The organism is Brevundimonas sp. UBA7664 (assembly GCF_002483305.1).
In the GTDB taxonomy this organism is placed as follows: domain Bacteria; phylum Pseudomonadota; class Alphaproteobacteria; order Caulobacterales; family Caulobacteraceae; genus Brevundimonas.
The window spans coordinates 12,919-35,187 of the sequence record NZ_DLHQ01000024.1; the positions used below are offsets into that span (position 1 = coordinate 12,919).

The 22,269-nt window shown below is 65.0% G+C and carries 20 protein-coding genes and 1 pseudogene; 14 read left to right on the forward strand and 7 right to left on the reverse strand.

Going from position 1 to position 22,269, the window contains the following annotated elements:
• Window positions 1–241: 241 nt before the first annotated feature.
• Together B2742_RS04840 and nhaA are read right to left on the reverse strand one after the other, a co-directional pair.
• Window positions 242–2,854, reverse strand: a complete 2,613-nt coding sequence (locus tag B2742_RS04840; RefSeq protein WP_292063618.1) for a TonB-dependent receptor — start codon at window positions 2,852–2,854, stop codon at window positions 242–244.
• Window positions 2,855–3,081: 227 nt separating this feature from the next.
• Window positions 3,082–4,296, reverse strand: a complete 1,215-nt coding sequence (nhaA, locus tag B2742_RS04845) for a Na+/H+ antiporter NhaA (RefSeq protein WP_292063619.1) — start codon at window positions 4,294–4,296, stop codon at window positions 3,082–3,084.
• A 202-nt stretch (window positions 4,297–4,498) separates the two neighbouring features.
• On the opposite strand from nhaA, the gene B2742_RS04850 reads away from it, so the two are divergent.
• Both B2742_RS04850 and B2742_RS04855 read left to right on the forward strand, forming a co-directional pair.
• The gene (locus B2742_RS04850) at window positions 4,499–5,959 is read left to right on the forward strand and encodes a protein adenylyltransferase SelO family protein (protein WP_292063621.1); all 1,461 of its coding nucleotides are present in this window, start codon (window positions 4,499–4,501) and stop codon (window positions 5,957–5,959) included.
• A gap of 314 nt (window positions 5,960–6,273) precedes the next feature.
• Entirely contained in the window at window positions 6,274–6,696 is a 423-nt protein-coding gene (locus B2742_RS04855; RefSeq protein ID WP_292063625.1) for a DoxX family protein, read from the forward strand.
• 542 nt (window positions 6,697–7,238) lie between these two features.
• Here B2742_RS04855 and B2742_RS04860 read toward each other — a convergent pair.
• Window positions 7,239–7,409, reverse strand: a complete 171-nt coding sequence (locus B2742_RS04860) for a DUF2256 domain-containing protein (protein WP_292063627.1) — start codon at window positions 7,407–7,409, stop codon at window positions 7,239–7,241.
• Between the two features lie 50 nt (window positions 7,410–7,459).
• Here B2742_RS04860 and B2742_RS04865 point away from each other — a divergent pair, with 50 nt between their 5' ends.
• The 11 genes and pseudogenes from B2742_RS04865 to B2742_RS04915 all read left to right on the forward strand — a co-directional run bounded on the left by B2742_RS04865 (window position 7,460) and on the right by B2742_RS04915 (window position 17,417).
• A complete protein-coding gene (locus B2742_RS04865) occupies window positions 7,460–7,945 on the forward strand; it encodes a MerR family transcriptional regulator (protein WP_292063629.1) in 486 nt (161 codons plus the stop codon).
• 4 nt (window positions 7,946–7,949) lie between these two features.
• Window positions 7,950–9,734: an acyl-CoA dehydrogenase C-terminal domain-containing protein gene (locus B2742_RS04870; protein WP_292063631.1), complete on the forward strand. Its 1,785-nt coding sequence runs from the start codon at window positions 7,950–7,952 to the stop codon at window positions 9,732–9,734.
• Between the two features lie 2 nt (window positions 9,735–9,736).
• Window positions 9,737–10,900: an acyl-CoA dehydrogenase family protein gene (locus tag B2742_RS04875; RefSeq protein ID WP_292063635.1), complete on the forward strand. Its 1,164-nt coding sequence runs from the start codon at window positions 9,737–9,739 to the stop codon at window positions 10,898–10,900.
• A gap of 113 nt (window positions 10,901–11,013) precedes the next feature.
• Window positions 11,014–11,316 (forward strand): GIY-YIG nuclease family protein, encoded by a 303-nt coding sequence (locus tag B2742_RS04880; RefSeq protein WP_292063636.1) that lies wholly within the window; start codon window positions 11,014–11,016, stop codon window positions 11,314–11,316.
• A gap of 98 nt (window positions 11,317–11,414) precedes the next feature.
• A complete protein-coding gene (locus tag B2742_RS04885) occupies window positions 11,415–12,134 on the forward strand; it encodes a 16S rRNA (uracil(1498)-N(3))-methyltransferase (RefSeq protein ID WP_292063638.1) in 720 nt (239 codons plus the stop codon).
• 31 nt (window positions 12,135–12,165) lie between these two features.
• Window positions 12,166–12,624, forward strand: a complete 459-nt coding sequence (locus B2742_RS04890) for an ion channel (protein ID WP_292063640.1) — start codon at window positions 12,166–12,168, stop codon at window positions 12,622–12,624.
• 48 nt (window positions 12,625–12,672) lie between these two features.
• Window positions 12,673–14,034: a glutamate--cysteine ligase gene (locus B2742_RS04895; RefSeq protein ID WP_292063642.1), complete on the forward strand. Its 1,362-nt coding sequence runs from the start codon at window positions 12,673–12,675 to the stop codon at window positions 14,032–14,034.
• A gap of 58 nt (window positions 14,035–14,092) precedes the next feature.
• Entirely contained in the window at window positions 14,093–14,659 is a 567-nt protein-coding gene (locus B2742_RS04900) for a hypothetical protein (protein ID WP_292063644.1), read from the forward strand.
• 160 nt (window positions 14,660–14,819) lie between these two features.
• Window positions 14,820–15,329, forward strand: a complete 510-nt coding sequence (locus B2742_RS04905; protein WP_292063646.1) for a hypothetical protein — start codon at window positions 14,820–14,822, stop codon at window positions 15,327–15,329.
• A gap of 17 nt (window positions 15,330–15,346) precedes the next feature.
• Window positions 15,347–15,691, forward strand: a pseudogene (locus B2742_RS04910) (DUF72 domain-containing protein); the annotation flags it as partial.
• Window positions 15,692–15,728: 37 nt separating this feature from the next.
• On the forward strand, window positions 15,729–17,417 hold the full coding sequence (locus tag B2742_RS04915; RefSeq protein ID WP_292063648.1) for a recombinase family protein: 1,689 nt from the start codon (window positions 15,729–15,731) through the stop codon (window positions 17,415–17,417).
• A gap of 63 nt (window positions 17,418–17,480) precedes the next feature.
• On the opposite strand, the gene B2742_RS04920 is transcribed toward B2742_RS04915, so the two are convergent.
• Window positions 17,481–18,185: a hypothetical protein gene (locus B2742_RS04920; protein ID WP_292063650.1), complete on the reverse strand. Its 705-nt coding sequence runs from the start codon at window positions 18,183–18,185 to the stop codon at window positions 17,481–17,483.
• A gap of 170 nt (window positions 18,186–18,355) precedes the next feature.
• Between B2742_RS04920 and B2742_RS04925 the strand changes: the two genes are divergently transcribed.
• Window positions 18,356–20,845: a DNA-methyltransferase gene (locus tag B2742_RS04925; RefSeq protein ID WP_292063652.1), complete on the forward strand. Its 2,490-nt coding sequence runs from the start codon at window positions 18,356–18,358 to the stop codon at window positions 20,843–20,845.
• A gap of 14 nt (window positions 20,846–20,859) precedes the next feature.
• Here the strand turns inward: B2742_RS04925 and B2742_RS04930 are convergent, their stop codons facing one another.
• The 3 genes from B2742_RS04930 to B2742_RS04940 are packed head-to-tail and all read right to left on the reverse strand — an operon-like array spanning window position 20,860 to window position 22,264.
• Entirely contained in the window at window positions 20,860–21,054 is a 195-nt protein-coding gene (locus B2742_RS04930; protein WP_292063653.1) for a hypothetical protein, read from the reverse strand.
• Window positions 21,051–21,281, reverse strand: a complete 231-nt coding sequence (locus B2742_RS04935) for a DUF6626 family protein (protein WP_292063656.1) — start codon at window positions 21,279–21,281, stop codon at window positions 21,051–21,053. Before B2742_RS04935 ends, B2742_RS04930 begins: the two co-directional genes overlap by 4 nt.
• Window positions 21,282–21,313: 32 nt before the next feature.
• Window positions 21,314–22,264: a hypothetical protein gene (locus tag B2742_RS04940; RefSeq protein WP_292063658.1), complete on the reverse strand. Its 951-nt coding sequence runs from the start codon at window positions 22,262–22,264 to the stop codon at window positions 21,314–21,316.
• Window positions 22,265–22,269 lie beyond the last annotated feature (5 nt).

The following is a 22,269-nucleotide window of genomic DNA, read 5'->3' on the forward strand; positions in this document are numbered from 1 at the left end:
GCCGGCCTATTCTCCCTCCCCTTCATGGGGAGGGACGGCGAGGCGCAGCCGAACCCGGGTGGGGCACGCCCGTCCCGCACGACCGGCGCCCGGCTTCACACGTCCCCACCCGGTCGCTTCGCGACCCCCCTCCCCATGAAGGGGATGGAGACGCGTCCTCGCACCAAAGGCCATCGCCCAAAACAAAACCGGCCGGGGTTTCCCCCGGCCGGCGCTTGTCGATCGGCTGTCGAAGGCCGGTCTAGTATTTGACGCGAAGGGTCAGGCCGTAGGTACGCGGCGCGCCCAGGAAGGCGTCGTAGGTCGTCGTGTCCGCCGCCGGGTTGTAGTAGGTGCCGTTCGGCTGGAGGGTCGAGAAGGCCGAGCCCTGGAGCGGACCGTTGAAGACGACCTGGTAGTATTCCTCGTCGGTCAGGTTCTGGGCCCAGAGGTCCAGCGCCCAACGGTCGTCTTCCGAACCGATGGTGATGCGGCCGTTCACCACCGTGAAGGCGTCCTGCATCTTGGCCGGCAGCAGGTCGGAGCCGGTGTTGTATTCGGTCGTGTATTTGGCCGCCAGGTTCAGGCCGAGACGCAGGCCGTTGCCGATCGAGCGATCGAAATTCATCGCCACCGAGCCGGTGTATTCCGGCGCGAAGGAGACGGTGTTGCCCGGCAGCAGGCTGAGGGCCGGGAAGCGCGACGGCACCTGGAGGTCGGCGGCGGTGAACATGCCGTACTCGCTCTCGGTCCAGGTCGCGCCGCCCGAGAAGGACAGGCCTTCCAGCGGGGTGAACCAGAAGAAGTCGAGGTCGACGCCGCGGCTGTTCAGCTCGGGGATGCTCTCAACGATGAAGTTGGGGCTGACGAAGGTGTTGAGCTGGAAGTTCTCGAAATTCTGCTCATAGGCCGTGGCGTTCAGCAGCAGGGAGCGGTCGAACAGGGTGCTCTTGAAGCCCAGCTCGTAGCTCTGGACCGTTTCCGAGGCGAAGGAGGTGTCATCGATCGGCGACGGATTGGTGTTGCCGACGACCGTCGGGCCCGAGGAGCGCTCGAGGTTGAAGCCGCCCGCCTTGAAGCCGCGAGCGTAGGAGGCATAGACCATCAGGGAGTCGTTGAAGCGGTACTGGGCCGCGAACTTGCCCGAGATGTCGTCGTCCTCGAACTCCTGCAGATAGGTCCGCCCGTCGAAGTCGGTGTTGAGCTGGTTGATGCAGAAGCCGCCGCCCAGGAAGCCGTTCAGCGGCGAGGGCGGGGCGAACAGCGGGTTGGCCCGGGCCGCGGCGCAGATCGCGCCATTGCCGCCGATGTTGTCCTGGTTCGTCATCATCTCCTTGGTTTCCTTCGTATAACGAAGGCCAAGGGTCAGTTCGAACTGCTCGGTCACCCGGAAGGTGTTGTTGGTGAAGAGGGCGAAGGACTCGGAGCCCTGGCTGTAGCGATCCTTGTAGCCGGAGCCGGGGGCGATGGAGAGGCCGGGGGCGCCCGGGGCGACGAAGCCGCCGAGACCGCAACCGACGTTGAACGGGAACGGCGCGGTGGCGCAGCTCAGGAAGGTCGCGGCCGAACCGGGCAGGCCGGCCTGGCTGGCCAGCAGGGCCGAGAGATAGAAGCTCGCTCCGCCGCCGAACAGGAAGCTGTCGTTCCGCTGCAGGTCCTCATGGCTCCACAGGCCGCCGACCAGCCAGTCGACCCGGTCGGTCGATCCGGCCAGGCGCAGTTCCTGGCTGACCTGTTCAAGGGCGAAGCTGAACGAGCCGTCGGAGTCGCGGTAGAACAGGTCGGCGCCGCTGAAGTCGATGTCGCCGCCGTTGACCGACTCCCAGTTCCGCCAGGCGGTGACCGAGGTCAGGGTCGCGTTCATGGAGTCCAGGTCGATGTTGGCCTCGGCCGACAGACCCATGTCCTCGATGAACTGCTCGGTGGGGCGGTTGGCGTAGACGTCGCGCGAGAACGAGTGCGGGGTCGCGGCGGCGTAGTTCGGGGTGACCGGACCGCGGATGCCGGTGCCGCCCGGCGTCAGGGCGTTGATGATGGCGCCGGTGGGGCCGGTGATGACCTGGGAGGCGACGCAGCAGTATTCCGACCGGTCGCTGTAGTCGGCGATGATGCGGATCGAGGCGGAGTCGCTGGGCAGGATCAGCAGCTGGCCGCGGGCGGTCCAGAAGTCCTGGTTCTGGTCGTCGGTCTCGGTGCGCGGGCCGCCGGCGGGGATGGTGACGTTATAGAAGCCGTCCCGCTCGCGGTGGCCGACGTACAGCCGGCCGGCGACCTGGTCGGTGATTCCGCCCGTGACCGAAGCCGAGGCGCCGAAGGCGCCGAAATTGCCGCCCGTGATCTCGCCCTGGAAGCCCGGGGTGAAGGACGGGGCCTCGGAGATGATGTTGATGACGCCGGCCGAGGTGTTCTTGCCGAACAGGGTGCCCTGGGGACCCTTCAGGATTTCAACGCGCGACAGTTCGCCGAGGTCGCCGAAGCCGACGCCGTTGCGCGAGCGATAGACGCCGTCGATGACGATGCCGACCGAGCTCTCGATGCCGGGGTTGTCGGCCACGGTGCCGACGCCGCGGATCCGGGCGGTGGTGACCGATTCATTGGTGGTGGAGGTGACGATCAGGCCGGGGGTGAGGATCTGCAGATCCTTGATGTCCCGCACGCCCGCGCCTTCCAGCGTCTCCTGCGACAGGGTGGTGACCACGATGGGCACATCCTGGAGGTTCTGCTCGCGCTTCTGGGCGGTGACGATGATGTCATCGATGCTGGTGGCCGATTCCTGCGGCGCGTCCTGGGCGGAGGCGACGCCGGCAAAGCCGAAGGCGCAGGCGCCGACGACGGCGGCCGACACGGTGGTGCGAAGAAGATTGGTAAGGCGCATGGTGGCTCCCCGACATGGGCCGGACCCCCGTGCTGGACGGCGACCCCGGCGTTTCCTGATCCCTGGACCGCACCCTTCTGCGGAGCGCGGCAAGTCCAGTCTCCGGCGTAATCCAAGCCGGACTCAGCGACAAGGACAACGGCGGGTCGGCGCCTCATTTCCGCCACGGGGGAACCCGGACTGTGATGCAAAAGCGACAAAAACAGTGACGCTAGGTCAATATTCGACTAGTCGGCGCCAGTATCCACGGACGCCCCGGCCAAATTCTTGCGCCGCCGGCCGGCCACGGCAAGTACCGCCGCGCCCGCTATGGCGGACAGGAAGGACCCGCCCAGCACCCCCAACTTGACCTCGACCTGTTCGGGCGAGTCGATGGGGCCGGGAAACGCCAGGACGCCGATAAACAAGCTCATGGTGAACCCGACGCCGCAAAGCAGGCTGACGCCGTACAGCTCCAGCCAGGTCGCGCCGGTGGGCCGGCGGCCCAGTTTGAGGGCCGAGGCCAGCCAGGCGAAGCCGAAGACGCCGATCTGCTTGCCGACAAACAGGCCGAGCGCGATGCCCAGCACCAGCGGGGCGAAGGCCTGCTCCAGCGACAGGCCGGCGAAGGAGACCCCGGCCTTGGCGAAGGCGAACAGCGGCAGGACCAGATAGGCGACATAGGGGTGCAGGTCGTGCATCGCCTCCTTCAGCGGGCTCTGCTGGTCGTCGGTACGATTGGCGACCGGCACGATCAGGGCGAAGGCCACCGCCGTCAGGGAGGTGGATAGGCCGGAGAGCACGGTCAGGTACCAGATGAGGCCGAAGCCCAGAACCCAGAAGGGGGCGGCGACCCGGCGCATCCTGGCGAACACCGCGCCGGCCGCCAGCAGGCCCGCCACCCAGACCAGCGGCACCCACTGCACGCCCTCGGAGAACAGGACGGCGATCAGGGCGATGGCGCCAAGGTCATCCACGATGGCCAAGGTCAGCAGGAACACCCGCAGCGACGACGGCAGCTTGCGCGCGGCGACGGCGAACACGGCGAGCGCGAAGGCGATATCGGTCGCCAGCGGGATGGGCCAGCCGCCGTGCGGCCCGTTCATCAGCCCGGAGAAGGCCAGATAGACCAGGGCCGGGGCGATCATGCCGCCGGCGGCGGCGAGCACGGGCGTGGCCAGTTTGCGCGGATCGCTGAGCTCGCCCCTGAGGATCTCGTATTTGATCTCCAGCCCCACCACGAGGAAGAAGATCGCCATCAGGCCTTCCTTGATCCACTCCGAGATCGACAGCTCCAGCACCAGGGGGCCGATCTGCAGGACGTGTTCGCTCTTCAGCCAGCCGAAATAGGCCGGCGACAGGGGCGAATTGGCCACGATCAGGGCCGCCACGGCCGCGAGGCCCAGCACCATGCCCGAGGCGGCCTCGGTCTTGAGGAAGTCGAGAGTGATCTTGCGCGCCACGGCGGTCTCCGGAAATCTGGAAAGGACTGTCGTGGCGTCAGGTTATCGACGGACGCCGGACCGGATTCGCTCCATATGGAAACGGGCGCCGGCCTGACCGGGACGAACCGGCCTGATCTCTGCGGCGCAACATACGCAAGCCGGCCCTGGATTCAACCGGGCCAAGGTTGCGCCGGACGGCGGCAGGCCGCATCTGCCGGTCATGCCCGCCTCTCCCGCCTATCGCTCCGAGCCCCGCTTCTTCGATCTGGGGGAGGACTATGGCGACGCCGTCAGAGGGGCGGACTTCCCGCAGACTGTCCTGCGCATCCGCAACGACCGGGCGGCAGCGACGGTGGGGCTGGAGACGCTGAGCGACGCCGAATGGCTGGCCCATTTCGGCCGGTTCGAGCCCCTGCCCGGCCAGCCCGGGCCGATCGCCATGCGCTATCACGGGCACCAGTTCCGCACCTACAACCCGGATCTGGGGGACGGCCGGGGGTTTCTGGCGGCGCAGCTGCGGGAACGCCCTCAAGCAGCGAGCGCCCGCGGCGCGAGCGACAGGGCGGCCAAGGGCGGCCGGCTGCTCGACCTGGGAACCAAGGGGTCGGGCCGGACGCCATGGTCGCGGGACGGCGACGGCCGGCTGACGCTGAAGGGCGGGGTGCGCGAGGTGCTGGCGGCCGAAATGCTGGAGGCGTCGGGCGTCCCGACCAGCCGCGCCCTGTCGCTGATCGAGACCGGCGAAGCCTTGCAGCGGGGTGACGAACCATCGCCGACGCGGTCGGCGGTGCTGGTGCGGCTGTCGCACAGCCATATCCGCTTCGGGACCTTTCAGCGGGCGGCCTATCTGGGCCGCAACGACATGGTCGAGGCGCTGGTCGAGCACGCGCGCGCCCTCTACCACCCGACGGTCTCTGCGGGAGACACGCCCGGCTTCCTGCGCGCGGTGGTCGAGGCCTCGGCCCGGCTCACGGCGCGATGGATCGCGGCGGGCTTCGTCCACGGGGTGCTGAACACCGACAATCTGAACGTCACCGGCGAGAGCTTCGACTACGGCCCGTGGCGGTTCCTGCCGCACTACGAGCCCGGCTTCACCGCCGCATATTTCGACCAGACCGGCCTCTATGCCTTTGCGCGCCAGCCGGAGGCGGTGTTCTGGGCGCTGACGCATCTGGGCGGGGCGTTGAAGACAGTCGCCGACGCCGAACCGCTGACCGAGGCGCTGAACGGGTTCGGACCGGCCTATATCCGCGAGCTGAGGGCCGCCTTCCTGGCGCGGCTGGGGGTGTCGAGTCTTGGAGAGGCGGCGGACCAGCGGCTGCTGGACACGACCCTGGCCTTGCTGCGCGAGGGCGGGGAGGCTTTGCGTTGGGAGCCCCTGTTCTTCGACTGGTTCGGCGGCTTCGCGTCGTCGGCGCGGGCGCTCGGCGGGCGGCGCGGCAAACTCTATCAGGGCGAGGCCTTCGACGCCTTCCGCTTCGCCCTGTTCGAACATGCGCCCGACCGGCCCGAGCGGCTGGAGGCGGCCATGTTCGCCGCCGCTGAGCCCGAGGAGATGCTGATCGACGAGGTCGAGGCGATCTGGGCCGCGATCGCGACCGACGACGACTGGGGGCCGCTGGAATCCAAGGTTGGGCGGCTGCGGTCCGCCGGGACCGCATGGGATCTGTCGGACTGCTGACAGCAGGCTGGCAGGAGGGCGGCGGTAGGTGAAGCCGGCGCGGCCGAGGGCCCGTATGTCTTCCGACAGGAACCGCCGTGACCCACGCCCCGATGCCGCCCCGCGCCGTCACGCCTCCCGGCGGCCTTAAGGTCATCGAAACCGGCCGTGGATTACAACGAATTATAGATACGGCCACGCTTCGGCCCCGTAGCTCTCGCAGAAAGCGGTCACGGATGGTTACGCTCACGCTTCGCGCTCTTGCGGAACGGGTCATACGATCCGACATCGCGACTGTTGCAAATAACAAGAGCGCCCTCCCCGGCGTAGCCAAGATGACGACCCAGACCCTTTCCCCCGCCCGTTCGCGGCTCAACGCCAGCTACCGCAACCTGACCCTCTGGACGCTCCAGGGCTGGATCGCGATGTTCTTCATCGCCGCCGGTTACGCCAAGCTGAGCGAGCCGATGGGCAACCTCATCGAGCTGATGCGCTGGCCGGCGCTCGTGGCGCCGAACATGGTGCGCGGGCTCGGCGTCGCCGAGATCCTCCTCGCCGTGCTGGTGCTGGCGCCGCTGGCGTCGTGGAAGCATGGCCGGCCGTTGCTGGTCATGGCGGCGAGCGGCCTGCTGGCGTTGGAAGTCGTGATGCTGGGCATCCACGCCACGGGCATGGACGTCGGCCCGGCGGTGACCAATCTGGTGCTGATCGCCATGACGGCGACGGTGCTGTGGAAGCGGGCGCGCGAGGTTCGCTGAGGGCTGGACTTTGCGGGCCGGTCCCCGGGTCCCCGACCCGCGAGCTGACATGGCCACAGGCTGAGTTGGGTGGTTAGCGGACCTTCGGTGTGCCTATCCTCTCGCGATGAGTCGACTGTTTCCCGTTCGGGTCGCGACTGTGGTGGTTCTACTCAGCGGATGCGGGTTTGCCCCGGCTGCGGTTCAGGATCAGTCGGCACCCACGCGATGGAAACTCACTCCCACGGCTGAGGAAATCGCTCACTGCCAGCCGCTTGCTACCGACATTCCAGACGGCTCGGCCCGTCTCCGTTGTCGAGTTGGTGCAGCCGGAGCGTTGGAACGATGCGTCGTTCGCAGCACCACCAACATCAGGCTTGGAGAGTGGGGATTGTGCATGTCAGAACGATTTGCGGCCGATGATGCTTACATTGGGCAGGAGGTCGAACTCCCCTTGCAATGGCGACGCCCCGCTTAGTCAGATGTCCGCAACGGGTCGGGAGAAGACCTTCGGCGCCGCGCTGCAAAGAGACAATCTGAGGGCTCCTGACCGGCGCCCGCCTTCAGGATCCGGCGCTCGCCGCCCGGCAGCGATCCGAGCAGATCTTCACCGCCTCCCAGTCCCGCGCCCATTTGCGGCGCCATGAGAACGGGCGGCCGCAGACGACGCAGGTCTTTTGCGGCAGATCGCGCTTGTCGGGGGCGACGCCCAGATTGACGTGTTTGCGAGCCATGCCGAGCTAAAGGCTTCCCTTTACGTGCACGTCAAGTTATGACTTCGGCCATGGCGACCGCCGACGATCATCGCACCTATTCGATCCGCCAGTTGTGCCGCGAGTTCGGCGCGACGGCGCGGGCCCTGCGCTTCTATGAGGACAAGGGTCTGCTGACCCCGGGCCGCAAGGGCCAGACGCGCGTCTATGACGCGCGAGACCGGGCGCGGCTGAAGCTGATTCTGCGGGGGCGGCGCATCGGCTTCTCCCTGCTGGAGATCCAGGAGATGCTGGATCTGTACGATCACGACGATCACAACGCCCATCAGATGGCGGTGGCCCTGCGCCGCCACCGGGCCCAGATCGCGGCGCTGAAACAGCAGCGCGAGGACCTCGACGCCGCCATCGACACGGCCGAGGAAGCCTGCGCCGTGATGGAGCGGAAACTGGGCGAGCACCGCCCCGATCTGCTGCCCGGCGCCGAGGAATATGCGGACCTTCTGAAGTCCCGCCTGAACCCCGACCCCTACCACCAGCCCTTCAAAGCGAAAGCGTAGTTCCATGGCCTACAAGGCGCCTGTCCGCGACCTGACGTTCGTCCTGAACGAAGTTCTGGAGATCGACCGTTACGCCAACCAGCCCGGCTTCGCCGACGTCTCGTCGGACCTGGTCGGCCAGATCCTCGAGGAAGGCGCCAAATTCGCCGAGGAGGTCATCGCCCCACTGAACCGGGTCGGCGATCAGGAAGGCTGCAAATGGGTCGACGGGAAGGTGACCGGCCCGACCGGCTGGAAGGAAGCCTACAAGGCCATGGTCGAGGCCGGATGGCCCGCCCTGTCGGCCCTGCCCGAGCACGGCGGCCAGGGGATGCCGGCCGTGGTGGCCATGGCCTTCGGCCAGATGACCGCCGCCGCCAGCGCCGCCTTCTCGATGTATCCGGGCCTGACGGCGGGCGCCTACTGGGGCCTGAACGCCAACGGCTCGGATGAGCAGAAGGCGATGTACCTGCCCAAGATGGCCTCGGGCGAATGGGGCGGGACCATGAACCTGACCGAGCCGCAGTGCGGCACGGACCTGGGCCTGATCCGCACCAAGGCGGTCCCGAACGGCGACGGCAGCTACAACATCACCGGCCAGAAGATCTGGATCTCGTCGGGCGAGCACGACTTCACCGACAACATCATCCACCTGGTGCTGGCCCGGATCGAGGGCGCGCCGGCGGGGATCAAGGGCATCAGCCTGTTCGTCGTGCCCAAGGTGTTCGTCAACGAGGACGGTTCGCTGGGCGAGCGCAACGTCGGCGCGGCCTGCGCCGGCCTCGAGCACAAGATGGGCATCCACGGCAACGCCACCTGCGTCATGGCCTATGAGAACGCCAAGGGCTGGCTCGTGGGCACCGAGAACAAGGGCATGGCGGCCATGTTCGTGATGATGAACGAGGCCCGCCTCGGCACCGGCCTGCAGGGCCTGTCGATCGGCACCGCCGCCTATCAGGCCGCCGTGGAGTTCGCCCACGATCGCCTGCAGGGCCGTTCGCTGACCGGACCGAAGAGCCCGGAGCTGCCGGCCGATTCCATCATGGTCCACCCGGACGTGCGGCGGATGCTGCTGGAGGCCAAGGCGTTTGTCGAAGGCGGCCAGGCCTTCACCCTGTGGACCGCGCTCCAGGCCGATCTTCAGCATTCGGACGACGCGGCCGAGGCGCAGAAGGCCCATGACTACATGGGTCTGATCACCCCGGTGCTGAAAGCCTATCTGACCGACAAGGGCTTCCACGTCGCCAGCCTCGCCATGCAGGTCCACGGCGGCAGCGGCTACACCGAGCATTTCGCGGCGTCGCAGTATCTGCGCGATGCGCGCATCACCATGATCTATGAGGGCGCCAACGGCATCCAGGCGCTGGACCTGGTCGGGCGCAAACTGCCGGCCAACGGCGGTCGGGCGATCATGAGCTGGTTCGCCGACATCGACGCCTTCGTGTCCGAGAACGGCGGCGAGGGCCCGATCAAGCCCTTCGTCGACGGCCTGGCCGACGCCAAGAAGAAGCTACAGGAAGGCACGATGTGGCTGATGCAGAACGGGATGCAGAACCCGGACAACGCCGGGGCGGCGAGCACCGATTACCTGCACATCTTCGGCCTGACGGCGCTGGCCTATATGTGGGCGCAGATGGCGAAGGCGGCGCAGGCCCAGGTCGACGCCGGGACCAGCGATCCGTTCTATGCCAACAAGCTGATGACCGGCCGCTATTTCGTGGAGCGGATCCTGCCGGACACCGCGGCGCATCTGGTCAAGATGAAGACCGGCGCCGAGGTGCTGATGCAGATGCCGGCGGAGGCGTTCTGAGCATGAACGTCCTGAACGTCCCCGAGCCCGATTTCATGCAGGAAGAGGAGATCGTCCTCTTCTCCGACAGCGTCGGCAAATGGATCGACGAGCATGCCTCGCCCGAGGCGGTGCAATCGTGGCTGGCCAATTCCAGCGTGCCTCGTGAGTTGTGGAACGCTTCGGGCGAGGCCGGCCTGCTGGGCCTGTCGATGCCCGAGGAAGACGGCGGCATGGGTGGCGACTACCGGCATGAGGTGGTGCTGATGCGCCAGCTGGGCTGGAAGGGCGCGGATCACTTCGGCATCTCGCTGCACAATGCGATCGTCATGCCCTACATCTGGCATTACGGCACGGCCGAGCAGAAGGCGCGCTGGCTGCCGCGGCTGCAGTCGGGCGAACTGGTCGGCGCCATCGCCATGACCGAGCCGGGCGCCGGGTCCGACCTGCAGGGGGTCAAGACCACCGCCATCAAACAGGGCAACCAGTATGTGGTGAACGGCTCCAAGACCTTCATCACCAATGGGCAGCTGGCCAATTTCATCATCGTCGTGGCCAAGACCGATCCGTCGGAGGGCGCCAAGGGCACCTCGCTGATCGTGGTCGAGACGGATGGGGCCGAGGGCTTCGAGCGCGGCCGGAATCTGCACAAGATCGGCATGGAGGGGAATGACACCTCCGAACTGTTCTTCAACGATGTGAAGGTCCCCGGCGAGAACATCATCGGCGGCGGCGAGGGCCAGGGCTTCATCCAGCTGATGCAGCAGCTGCCCCAGGAGCGGCTGAACATCGCCGTCCAGGGCGTGGCGGCGTCAGAGCGCGGGCTGCGGGAGACGCTGGCCTACGTCAAGGAGCGCAAGGCGTTCGGGAAACGGGTGATCGACTTCCAGAACACCCAGTTCAAACTGGCCGAGGTGAAGACCAAGCTGACGGTGGCCAAGGTGTTCGTCGACCACTGCCTGGGCCTGCACCTGAAGGGTCAGCTCGACGCCGTCACCGCCTCCATGGCCAAATACTGGGTCACCGACATCCAGGGCGAGGTCATCGACGAGATGCTGCAGCTGCACGGCGGCTACGGCTATATGAACGAGTACCCGATCGCCCAGCTGTACAAGGATGCGCGGGTGCAGCGGATCTACGGCGGCACCAACGAGATCATGAAGCTGCTGATCGCGCGGACGCTGTAGGCGGCAGCCAGTTCGTCTTGTCATCCCCGACGAGCGTAGTGAGATCGGGGACGTTGATCGCACAACCTTGACTACTCCCGGACAACTCGCAAGAGTTGATCCGGGAGGCGGGGATGGCCAAGCGCTTCTATGTCTATCTACTCGCCAGCGGTCCGTGCGGCTGGCTCTACGTCGGCATGACCAACGACCTGATCCGTCGTGTTGGCGAGCACAAGCAGGGTCTGATCCCCGGCTATACGCGTGAGCGGGGGATTGATCGGCTCGTCTGGTATGAAACCCATCAGTACGTAGATCAGGCCATCTTGCGGGAGAAGCGCATCAAGCGCTGGCTGCGCGCGTGGAAATTCGCCTTGGTCGAGGACCTGAATCCGCGCTGGGCGGACTTGTACGGCGACCTGCTGGCCAATCAGGCCTAGGCCCGGTTCGGCAAGCCGACCGGGCCGGAGATGGTGTTGGCCTTGCCGTCCCGGATCTCGCTTCGCTCGTCCGGGATGACAAGCTAAGAACTGGACCCATGATCCGCCTCCACGTCCCCACGCCCCTGTCCGCCGACGCGGCCGTCCTGCCGACGCTGGACCAGTCGCGTTACCTCACCCAGGTGATGCGGCTGAAGCTCGGGGACAGTCTGCTGGCGTTCAACGGGCGGGACGGGGAGTGGCGCTGCATCATCGCCGAGATCCTCAAGAAGGGCGTGGTGCTGCGGGCAGAGGAACTGGTGCGGCCGCAGGCGATGGGGCCGGATGTGCAGTTGCTGATCGCGGTGGTGAAGAAGTCGGCGCTGGAGTTCGCGGTCGAGAAAGCCACCGAACTGGGCGCGCGGCGTGTCGGGCTGGTGGTGACGCACCGGACGCAGGTCCAGCATGTGCGGATGGACCGGCTGGACGCCATCGCCATCGAGGCGGCGGAGCAGACGGGCCGGCTGGACGTGCCGATGATCGACGAGCCGGTGAAACTGGCGGACCTGCTGGACGGCTGGGAGGCCGGGCGGCGGCTGATGTTCTGCGACGAGACGGGCGGCGCGCCGGCGGCGGCGGCGCTGGCGGAGGCGGGCGGAGGTCCGTGGACCATCATGATCGGGCCCGAGGGCGGGTTCTCGCCGGAGGAGCGGGAGCGGCTCAGGGCCCTGCCCTTCACCACCGCAGTGTCCCTGGGGCCGCGGATCCTGCGCGCCGACACCGCCGCCATCGCCGCCCTGACCCTGTGGCAGGCGGCCGTCGGCGACTGGGACCGCTAGCGGGACCCGCGGGTTCGGAGCAGGATGAGCCATGTTCAACGAACTCGCCCTGTCGACGGTCATGGCCCTGCTCGCCGTCAGTCTTCACGGCTTCGGCCTGCTCAGCCTCGGCCGGGGGCTCGAATTCTATGAAATCCGGGCCGGGCGATCCTATGTCGAGGGCCCGTTGTGGGGGCACGCCCTGCTGACCATCGCCGTGGTCCTGGGCCTGTTCGTCATCCATGGCGTCGAGATCTGGATGTACGCCGCCCTCTACAAACTGATCGGGGCCGTGCCCGACCTGCGCGAGGCGGTCTATTTCTCCAGCATCAGCTATGGCTCGATCGGCTATGACGACTCGCTGATGGTGCCCGAGTGGCGACTGCTGGGCGCCATCGAGGGGGTGGCGGGGGCGATTCTGCTGGGTTGGTCGGTCGCCTTCTTTGTGAGCGTGATGACGCCATTCACCGCCCGCAAGAAACACGGCATGGTCCATCGCGACGACCCTTGAGGAACGTCGCGATCCGCCCCATCTAGCCGCGACAACAGGGCTGAATGCATGACCGACGCCGCGCCGCTTTCCCGGGATGACCTGATCGGCGCCATGTCGAAGGGCGCGAAGCCGAAGGCGCAATGGCGCATCGGCGCCGAGCACGAGAAATTCGGCTTCGACCGCACCACCCTGCGGCGTCCGGCCTATGAGGGCGAAGGCGGCATCCTGGCCATGCTGACCGGCCTGCAGCGGTTCGGCTGGAGCCCCGTCGAGGAGGCCGGCTACGTCATCGCGCTCGAGCGCAAGAACGACGAGGGGATGACCGCCTCGATCTCGCTGGAGCCGGGCGGGCAGTTCGAGCTGTCGGGCGCGCCGCTGAAGGACGTGCACGACATCTGCAACGAGACCGGCCAGCACCTGATGGAGGTCAAACAGGTCGCGGACCAGCTGAACCTCGGCTTCATCGGCGCCGGCTTCGACCCGATGTGGCGGCGCGAGGACGTGCCGGTCATGCCCAAGGGCCGCTACAAGATCATGCGCGCCTATATGCCGAAGAAGGGGTCGCTGGGCCTCGACATGATGCTGCGCACCTGCACCATCCAGTCGAACCTGGACTTCGCGGACGAGGCCGACATGGTGGCCAAATTCCGCACCTCGCTGGCCCTGCAGCCGATCGCCACGGCCCTGTTCGCCTGTTCGCCCTTCACCGAGGGAAAACCGAACGGCTTCCTGAGCGCGCGGGCCAATGTCTGGACCGATACCGATCCGGACCGCACCGGGATGCTGGACTTCGTCTTCCAGGACGGCTTCGGCTTCGAGCGCTACGCCGACTATGCGCTGGACGTGCCGATGTATTTCGCCAAGCGGGGCGAGACCTATGTCGACCTGTCGGGCCAGTCGTTCCGCAGCTTCATGACCGACGGGTTGCCGGCACTGCCCGGCGAGCGGGCGACGCTGAAGGACTGGAACGACCACCTGACCACGCTTTTCCCCGAGGTGCGGCTGAAGTCGTATCTGGAGATGCGCGGGGCCGACGGCGGGCCGTGGAGCCGGATCTGTGCGCTCCAGGCCCTGTGGGCCGGGGTTCTGTACGACGGGGCGTCGCTGGCCGCGGCCTGGGACCTGGTCAAGGACTGGGACATCGCCGACCACGAACGCCTGCGTCGCGACGTCACGCGGCTGGGGCTGAAGGCCGAGGTGGCGGGCCGGTCGGTGCAGGACGTGGCCGTGGACATGGTCGACATCGCCCGGCAGGGGCTGAAGAACCGCGCCCGCTTCTCGGGCGGCATGGTCGACGAGCGCGGCTATCTGTCGGAGCTGGAAGACATCGCCGACAGCGGGATCACCCCGGCGGACCGGCTGTTGTCGCTGTATCACGGCGAGTGGGGCGGCGATGTGAGCCGGATGTACGCGGACTTCGCCTATTGAGCCTTGATCCCCGCCCCCGGTGAGCGGAAGCTCGGCCGCGAAGGCGGGGAGGCCGATGATGAAATTAACAGCTGCTGTGGCGGCGCTGGCCGCGCTGGGAATGACCGGTTGCCAGCCGGCCCCGGTCGCCGCCGCGGACGGACCGGCGCCGGCCGGCCCGCAGTCGGCCGCGGCTTTCGGTGTGGCCTTCGATCATGCCGCCGGACTCGAGACCCGGCCCTGCGACGGCGACATGCCGCGTTGCGTGATCCTGTTCGACCCGTCCGCCGAGGCCTTCATGCGCGACCTTCTGACGGTGCAGGTCCATGAGGGTCCGCTCGAGACAGTCGCCGCCGCCGAGGCCGGCTTCGAACGCAATGCCGAAGGCCGGCTGATGACCACCTACGGCCGGTTTGAGCCCGTCGCGGTCGAACCGTTCGAGGTGAACGGCAGGTCCGGGCTCCGCGCCATCATAACCTGCGGAATCAGCGACCCGGAAACCGGGTTCCACGCTGCGGCGGGCGAATGCCTGTGGGCGGTCGTCAACGACGGCGCCCGGTCCGTGGTGATCTCGTCCAGCGGCTTCGGCAACGGGTTGGAGGCCGCCGAGGCGGCCGTGAGTTCGATCCGGTTCACCGCGGACTGACGCGACCCCCTTTTGCGCCGCCGCCATATTGCACTGGGCCAGCGGCGGCCCGGGCCCAGGCGGCGGCGGCCTGCCGAATGCTGATCCGCGGGTGAGCCGACGGCCGGAGTCCGCGATCGGCGCGTTTCCAACGCCTTCGCCGCCGCGCTAGAACCGCGCCATGCCGACCGAAAACGAGCGCAAATACGTCCTGTCCGATCCGGCGGCGGTGCGGGCGCTGTGGGCGCCGGAGGACTGGAGCGAGATCCGGCAAGGCTATCTGCCCGGCGACGCGCGCATCCGGCGGCAGACGCGGGACGGGGTCGCCTCCGACAGCTTCACCTACAAGATCGCGGCGGCCGGTCGGCTGATCGAGATCGAGACGGCCATGACCGAGCCCCGCGACTTCGACGACCTGTGGCCGCTGACGAACCGGCGCATCCACAAGCGGCGTCGGACGGAGTTAGACCGGCACGGCCTGCAGTGGGACATCGACCTGCTGCTGGGCCCGACCGGAGCTTGCTATTTCGCCGTGGCCGAATGCGAAATGCCCGAGGCCATGGACGCGCCGCCCGACGTTCTGCCCGCGCTGGCGCCGCACATCGCCTATGCGGTGCCGCGCGAACGGCAGGGCGAGTTCGTCAATTCCCGGCTGGCCGATCCCGGCTATGCTGCGTCCCTGACCTTCTGACCGGAGCGGAGCCCATCATGACCGGAACCATTCGCGTCGGCATCGGCGGCTGGACCTATGAGCCGTGGCGCGGGGTCTTCTATCCGGACAAGCTGAGCCAGAAGAAGGAGCTGGAGTACGCCTCCGGCAAGCTGGACTCGATCGAGATCAACGGCACCTACTATTCCGGCTTCAAGCCCGAGACGTGGATGAAGTGGCGTGACGAGACGCCCGACGACTTCGTCTTTGCGGTCAAGGCGAGCCGGTTCTGCACCAACCGCAAGATCCTGGCCGAGGGCGGCGAGAGCGTGGGGCGGTTCCTCGACCAGGGACTGACGGTGCTGGGCGACAAGCTGGGGCCGATCAACTGGCAGTTCATGTCTTGACGGGGCAATAACGAAGATTGAAGCATGGGACGGTATGACGGTCACCGCCTACAGCTACACTCGTTTCAGTTCGGCCGCTCAGAAGGAAGGCGATTCTCTCCGACGTCAGTTAGCGCTGGCCGATGAGTGGGCAGCCAAACATCCTGACGTGGTGTTGGACACGACCACCCGCGATTTGGGCGTGTCGGCCTATCACGGCGAGCATAGGGTTAAGGGTGCGCTCGCTTCCTTCCTTAAGCGGATCGAGAAAGGCCAGATCGCGCCCGGCTCCTACCTTCTTATTGAACAGTTCGACCGACTAACTCGCGAGGCCGAGGTAGTGGCCATGAATCTTCTGACCTCCATTCTGCTGGCGAAGATCAGGGTCGTGACGCTCAACGACGAGACCGAACTGGACGAAACCGCCGACGCCATGGACCTGATGCGAGCAATCCTCTCTCTGTCTGCCGGTCACATAGAGAACAAGCGTCGCGGCGGTCGCCTCGCCGAGGCATGGGCCGACAAAAAGCGCCGCGCCCGCGAAACGGGCGAAATCCTCTCCAAGCGAGGACCGGCATGGACAGTCTTCAACGAGACTAAGAAACGCTTCGACCTGATACCGGAGCGGGCTGACATCGTGCGGCGCATCTTCCGCGAATGCGTTGAAGGCTTCGGCTCCAGCACCATCACGAACCGGCTGAACGAAGACCCGACCGTCAAACCTTTCGTTGAGGGAAGTTCCGGATTCCATGCCGGATACGTTTTGACGATCCTCAAGTCGCCGTCCGTCGTCGGCACCTACACGCCCACGCTCTGGTCCAAGACTGCTGGAGAGCGAGCCAACCGGACCCCGGACGGATCCGAGATCGAGGGCTACTATCCCGAGGTCATCGACCGCGACCTATTCGAGCGAGTTCAGGCAATTTTGGCTATGCGGAGCAAGCACCCGAAGCGTGGTCGCCGAGGGAAGACGTTTCCAAACATTCTCTTGGGTCTCGGTCGATGCGAGGCGTGTCATGGAACGCTGATCCTTGGAAATTACATGAACAAGGAACGGGTGCGGTATTTTCGCTGCTACAACTCCAGCCGTGGCCATCGCTGCGGAAACAAGACCCGCTATCCTTTGCCGCCGATCCAAGAGAGGTTGGAAAACTTCCTGATTAAGGCCAAGTTCGAAGACGCTCCGGTCGGGGACACGCACAACATCGAGCCGCTGCTTCTCAAGCGCTCCGACCTTCAAAGACGGATCGAGAATCTTCTTGATCTTATGGAGGCTGGAGAGCCGGTCGGAGATCGTCTGCGAGTGCGGAGGGGCGAACTGGCCGATGTGGACAAAGCCATCGCTCAAGCTAAGGCGGCTGATCTATTGGCCAGACATCGGAGTCATCGCGATGCCGTGGTGGAGGCTCTTGATTGGGTCCAGTCGTTCAGGAACTTGGATGGCGATGACCTCTACACGGCAAGAGCCAAGGCCAACGCGCTTCTGAACGATGCCTTCGATTCTATCATGCCAGTCGCGTCGGGAGGGATGTTTATTGCGAAAAACGAACGTGCTCGGTGGGTCGGCGATAACGCCATGACCGACTGGTTCGACCTTCCCGACGAAGTGACCGGAGCGGCGCTGGCAAAGGCAAAAACCCCGGTCATTATCCAATGGGGAGAAGTCAGCACCTACGCGGAGGCAGAAGCCTTCAGAAAGGCCCTCCCGAGGGCCGCCCCAGATGCCTTCGACGGTTTCGGCTGACAGATTAACCCATGCTCCGGTCAAAGAGGGCGGACACCGTTGGAAGTCGTGTTCCAACGAAGATCAGCAGGTAGATGGCTTACTGATCGGTAGTGTTTCCAAGTCGCCAATGCCCCAATTCTCTTCGTGAATGATATTTTCACGCCACGCCGCGCGTAGCATGATTGGCAGAATGTGATGGTGCGCCGCTCCCCACGCTTCCGTCGCCTTCGCCTTCAAAAGGTCCATCACGTCATCCTCGCAAAATGACAGCGGAGACTCGGCGGGAAGAATTTTGGCTCGCTCAAGCTGGTGGCCGATGAAATCGTCACCGCTTATATTTCTACCTTCGGCATATCGTTCAGCCCGGCGATATAGGTCGATCTCCTTCCACTCCGCGACCATTCTAACGAGAACGTGCACTGGGACTTGCGCTGCGGCGTCTTGCAGAACAGTCCAATCTTGCTGCCCCTCCCGGCCTGTATAGCTCGACATAATCTTCGACTGTCGGTGGCGGGCATAAGCGTCAACTTCTGACTTCGGATACCACGCTGTGCCAGCAGTCGGGCTGGTGGTTGATCGGAAGTAGGCAGGACCGCGACTTCCCTCGTTCTCGTGACGGTTCGCGAGGTTAGCCAAGTGTCCCTGACTGACACCAATTTCGTCGGCCGCCTTTGCTCGTGTCCATAAATCGTCCTCGGGGATGCCGAGGAGCGCCGCGAGCGCAGACTTTGTGATTGAGCGGTAGACGGGAGCGTGGTCGAGCATGAGTTTACCGTCCCATTTCAAGCCTTCTATTCCCTTACCGAACTCGCGTGATGTGAGAACATCTGCGCCGATGTGAGAACTTGGAAGCTGATCTGTAAAGCCTTTGATTTACATCATTTTCGTTCGCTGGTCCGCTATCCTCGCCTTGATCATAACGCCCCCATCGACAAACGATGAGGAGAACGAAACACATGGTCATCCGCCGCCAGAATGTCACCGAAGTTCAGAAGGCTCCGGCCGCCAACGACAACCTGCCCACGCTCACCCCGCCGCCGTCCGCGCCGTCCGCTCGCCTCCTGAAGGGCGAATGCATCGTCACCATGGGAGCGATGACGGCCGAGTCGGTCGATCTGGTGATCACGTCGCCGCCTTACCTGAACATCGGCATGCCCTATGGCGACACCTTCGCCACCATCGAGGACTACATCGAGTTCTCGCGTAAATGGATCACGGCCGCTGCCTGCGTCCTGAAGCCGGGCGGCGCGATGTGGATCAACGTCGGCATGCACAAGGCGGGACCGAACAGCCGCGTGCCTCTAACTTACTACCTGTTCCCCCTGATCGCTGGCACGGGCCTGACCTTCGTTCAGGAAATCGTCTGGGACCGTCGTGCCCAGCAGAACACCATCCATCGCTTTTCCACGCGCTCCGAGCGCTGGGTCTATTTGGTGAAGCCGGGCGTGGTGAAAGGCTGCCGTGGTCGTCCGAAGAACATCGCGCCGACTTTCAATCTTGACGATGTGCGCCGTCCCTCGATTGCGGCCGACAAGCGCAACAACCCGGCCGGAGCTAACCCCGCCGACATCTGGGATTTCACGCAGGTCCACGGCACGTCGAAGGAGCGCACCTCGCACCCGTGCCCGTTCCCGCAAGCCATGATCGAGCGCATCGTGCTGGCCTGCTCGAACCCCGGCGATCTGGTGCTGGACCCGTTCGGCGGCTCTGGAACGACCGGTGCGGCGGCAATGGCCCATGGTCGTTCGACGGTGATGATCGAGCGCGAGGCGACCTACTGGCCGATCATCGAGGAGCGTCTCGGACTTGAAGATGATGCCGCTCGCCTGTTGCTGGGCGAAACGCTCGCACGCATGGCTGACATCGCGGACCAGTCGATAGACCTGATTGGCGCGGACCTCCCGTATGGCTGCACGCGGGCGCTGTGGGATGAGATCATCCCGATGGAAGCTCTCTGGGCCGAATATCGCCGCATTCTGAAGCCAACCGGAACCATCGTGCTGACTTCGGCTGGGCTGTTTTCCGCCAAGCTGATGATGGCCGCACCCGACCTCTACAAATATTCTTTGGTCTGGGAGAAGACCCGCGCCACCCGCTTCATCCACGCGAAGTCGCAGGTTCTGATGGAGCACGAGGACGTCCTTGTGTTCTCGAAGGGCGGCATTGGAAATCGCGCTTCCAGCCCCATGACCTACAATCCGCAGGGACTGGTCGAACTCGCTGAACCTCGCGTCAGCCGCAATGGTGGGGTGGGATCGGCCCTCTATCAGACCCATCCCTACCGTTCAGATTCCCAACGCCGTCAAACGCACACCAACTACCCTCGCTCGGTCCTGCGTTTCCCGTCTGTCTTCAAGCCGGTTCATCCCACCCAGAAGCCTGTCGAACTGTTCGACTGGATCGTCCGCACCTACTCCAATCCCGGTGATGTCGTGCTGGACAACACGATGGGGAGCGGAACGACCGGCTGCGCGGCGGTGGCCGCTGGCCGCAAGTTCATCGGCATCGAGCGCGATCCCAAGTTCTTCCAGATCGCAAAGCAACGCATCGAAGCTGTCGAGCAGAGCCTGTCGCCTGATGCGAATTCGACGCCGCCCGCCGCTGTTGAGGATGCCGGGCTGATGTCGCCCGCAAAGGACGACATCGCAATGCAAGCTCCTCCTCGTGATCCCCTTGCGATCAACGTCATTCACGGCGATTGCCTGACCGAGATGAAGAAGATGGCCGACGGCTCGGTGGACATCATCGTGACCAGCCCGCCCTACAATCTCGGTGAAGGGCAGGGAGGCTTTCCGACCCGCAAGGGCAAGTGGAAGACCGCCAAGCTGCGCGAGGGCTACGACGGGCACGACGACGCGATGGCCTATGACGATTACGTCGCATGGCAGAAGGCGTTTCTGCTGGAATGCTGGCGTCTGATCCCCGAGGACGGCGCGATCTTCTACCAACACAAAAACCGCGTTCAGAACGGTGTAGTGCGGACGCCCCACGACCTGAATCCCGATCTGCCGCTGCGCCAGATCATCGTCTGGGATCGCGGCTCGGGCATGAACTTCAATCGCGCCTTTGCCACGCCGTCGCACGAAGTGATCTATGTGTTCGCCAAGCCCAAGTTCCGCTTCCGCAAGGGGCACGGCCTGAAGGACGTCATCAAGGTTTTGCCGGATCGCGGCAATCCACACCCCGCCCCGTTTCCCGTTGAACTGCCGCGCATGCTTATCGCGGCGACGTATTCAACGACGGTCTGCGACCCCTTCTGCGGCTCTGGCTCAACCGGCTTGGCCGCGCTGATGGAAGGGCGACGTTTCGTCGGGATCGAACAGTCGGCTGACTATTGCCGAATGGCCGAGGATCGCCTTGGAGCCATGCGCTCGGAAGATCGCGAGAAAGTCGGGTTGGGCGACAATGACAACATCATCGCAGAGGACATGCCCATTGCCGCTTGATCGGTCGGCGGGATTTAGAGCCGCTTGTGAAGTCGGCGGGCCGTGTGAGGGGCCGCCGACATGAGCAATTTCTGAAAACCGGCTGACTGGGCGCTGAAGCGTTCGAGAAGCGCTTCCTTCTGCTTCTCCAGCCACCCGTGCGGCTTTTCTCCCCGCTTGTAGCCGTCCAGATCGTCCAACCCGAACAGCAGGTCATTGTCGTCGTTCATCGCCGCGCCTCCGGCTTCAGCCAGAGAACCGCCCACGCGACCCTTGCTGCGAGCATCAGGCGACCTTCGCGCCAGAGGGTCTGGAACAGTTCGATCAGCGCGTCGCTGGAAGGCCCTCGCCCAGACCGGAGGCAGAGATAGTTTTCCGCGCGACCCAGCCATGCTGACGAGAAATGTCGATGCGAATCCGTCAGGCCGCGTTCGAGAAAGTAGTGGTAGATGTCCATACCGGAGGTCTCCTTTCCGGTATTTATGCCGCTCACGCAGTGTCGAGCGGGATCGTGTCATGCACTACGAGGATGCGGTATCCCGCGATGCCAGTAGGGCTGATGAGCACCTTCACATCGACGATATATCCGACCTCGAAAGGGTTGATGTCTCCACGATACATCTCCTCCTTGATCGCTTTGTCAGCGAAGGTGATCGCGCGCGCGACGCCATCGATAGACTGGATAATCCCTCGGTCGGGGCTGCGTTGCCCGACTTCCTTACCGGGGGCATCCTGTATTTGCTTCCAGACGAAAAGGACTTCCCGCCGCGTCTCCTCGTCGGGAGACGCAAGGGTATTCCTGATAAGCGCCGCTCGATTGTCTATGATCCGTGCATCGGCCTGATCGATCTGAATCAGGATCGGTTGGATGACGTTATTGTCACCGTTGACCGCCAGTGTGATGCCGCCGCCTTCTGTGTTCAGGACAGGTTTCACCAACGCCCGCGCGTCATCGCAATCGGCAATCGAAACATCAGACGCGCTCGTGTCAGGAGAGCGAAACGCGGTCAGCAGGGCGGCGACATTTTTACCGAAATCAACGAGCGTGTTTAGGCCGCCAGCGCCCGCGATTACGCTTTGGGCCGCTGCCGCCGCGACGACGAGATCGATGACAACCGATCCTTCGTGAATGCGCGTGATCGAAAGGTGCTGGTCTTCGAGGGGCGACTTTCGCCCCCGCGCGAAGCGCGCGTAGCGTGCATCGATCCGGTAGAGGGCATTGGTGAAGTCGGCGAGAGGGATTGGCCCCTCGTGATTCAAAGTTAGCTGTAGCGACTCGGCCTCGTCCAACATCCACATAGATAAGGCGCTTGCGCGAACGGCGTCCATTGAAACGTGCAAGGCATAACGATCCTGCGCTTGATCGAACCGTGCAACTGCGGGAACATCCCCTGAACAAACAGCCGAACTGTGGCCGCGATTCGAGAGACTGGTGTGCACCGGTA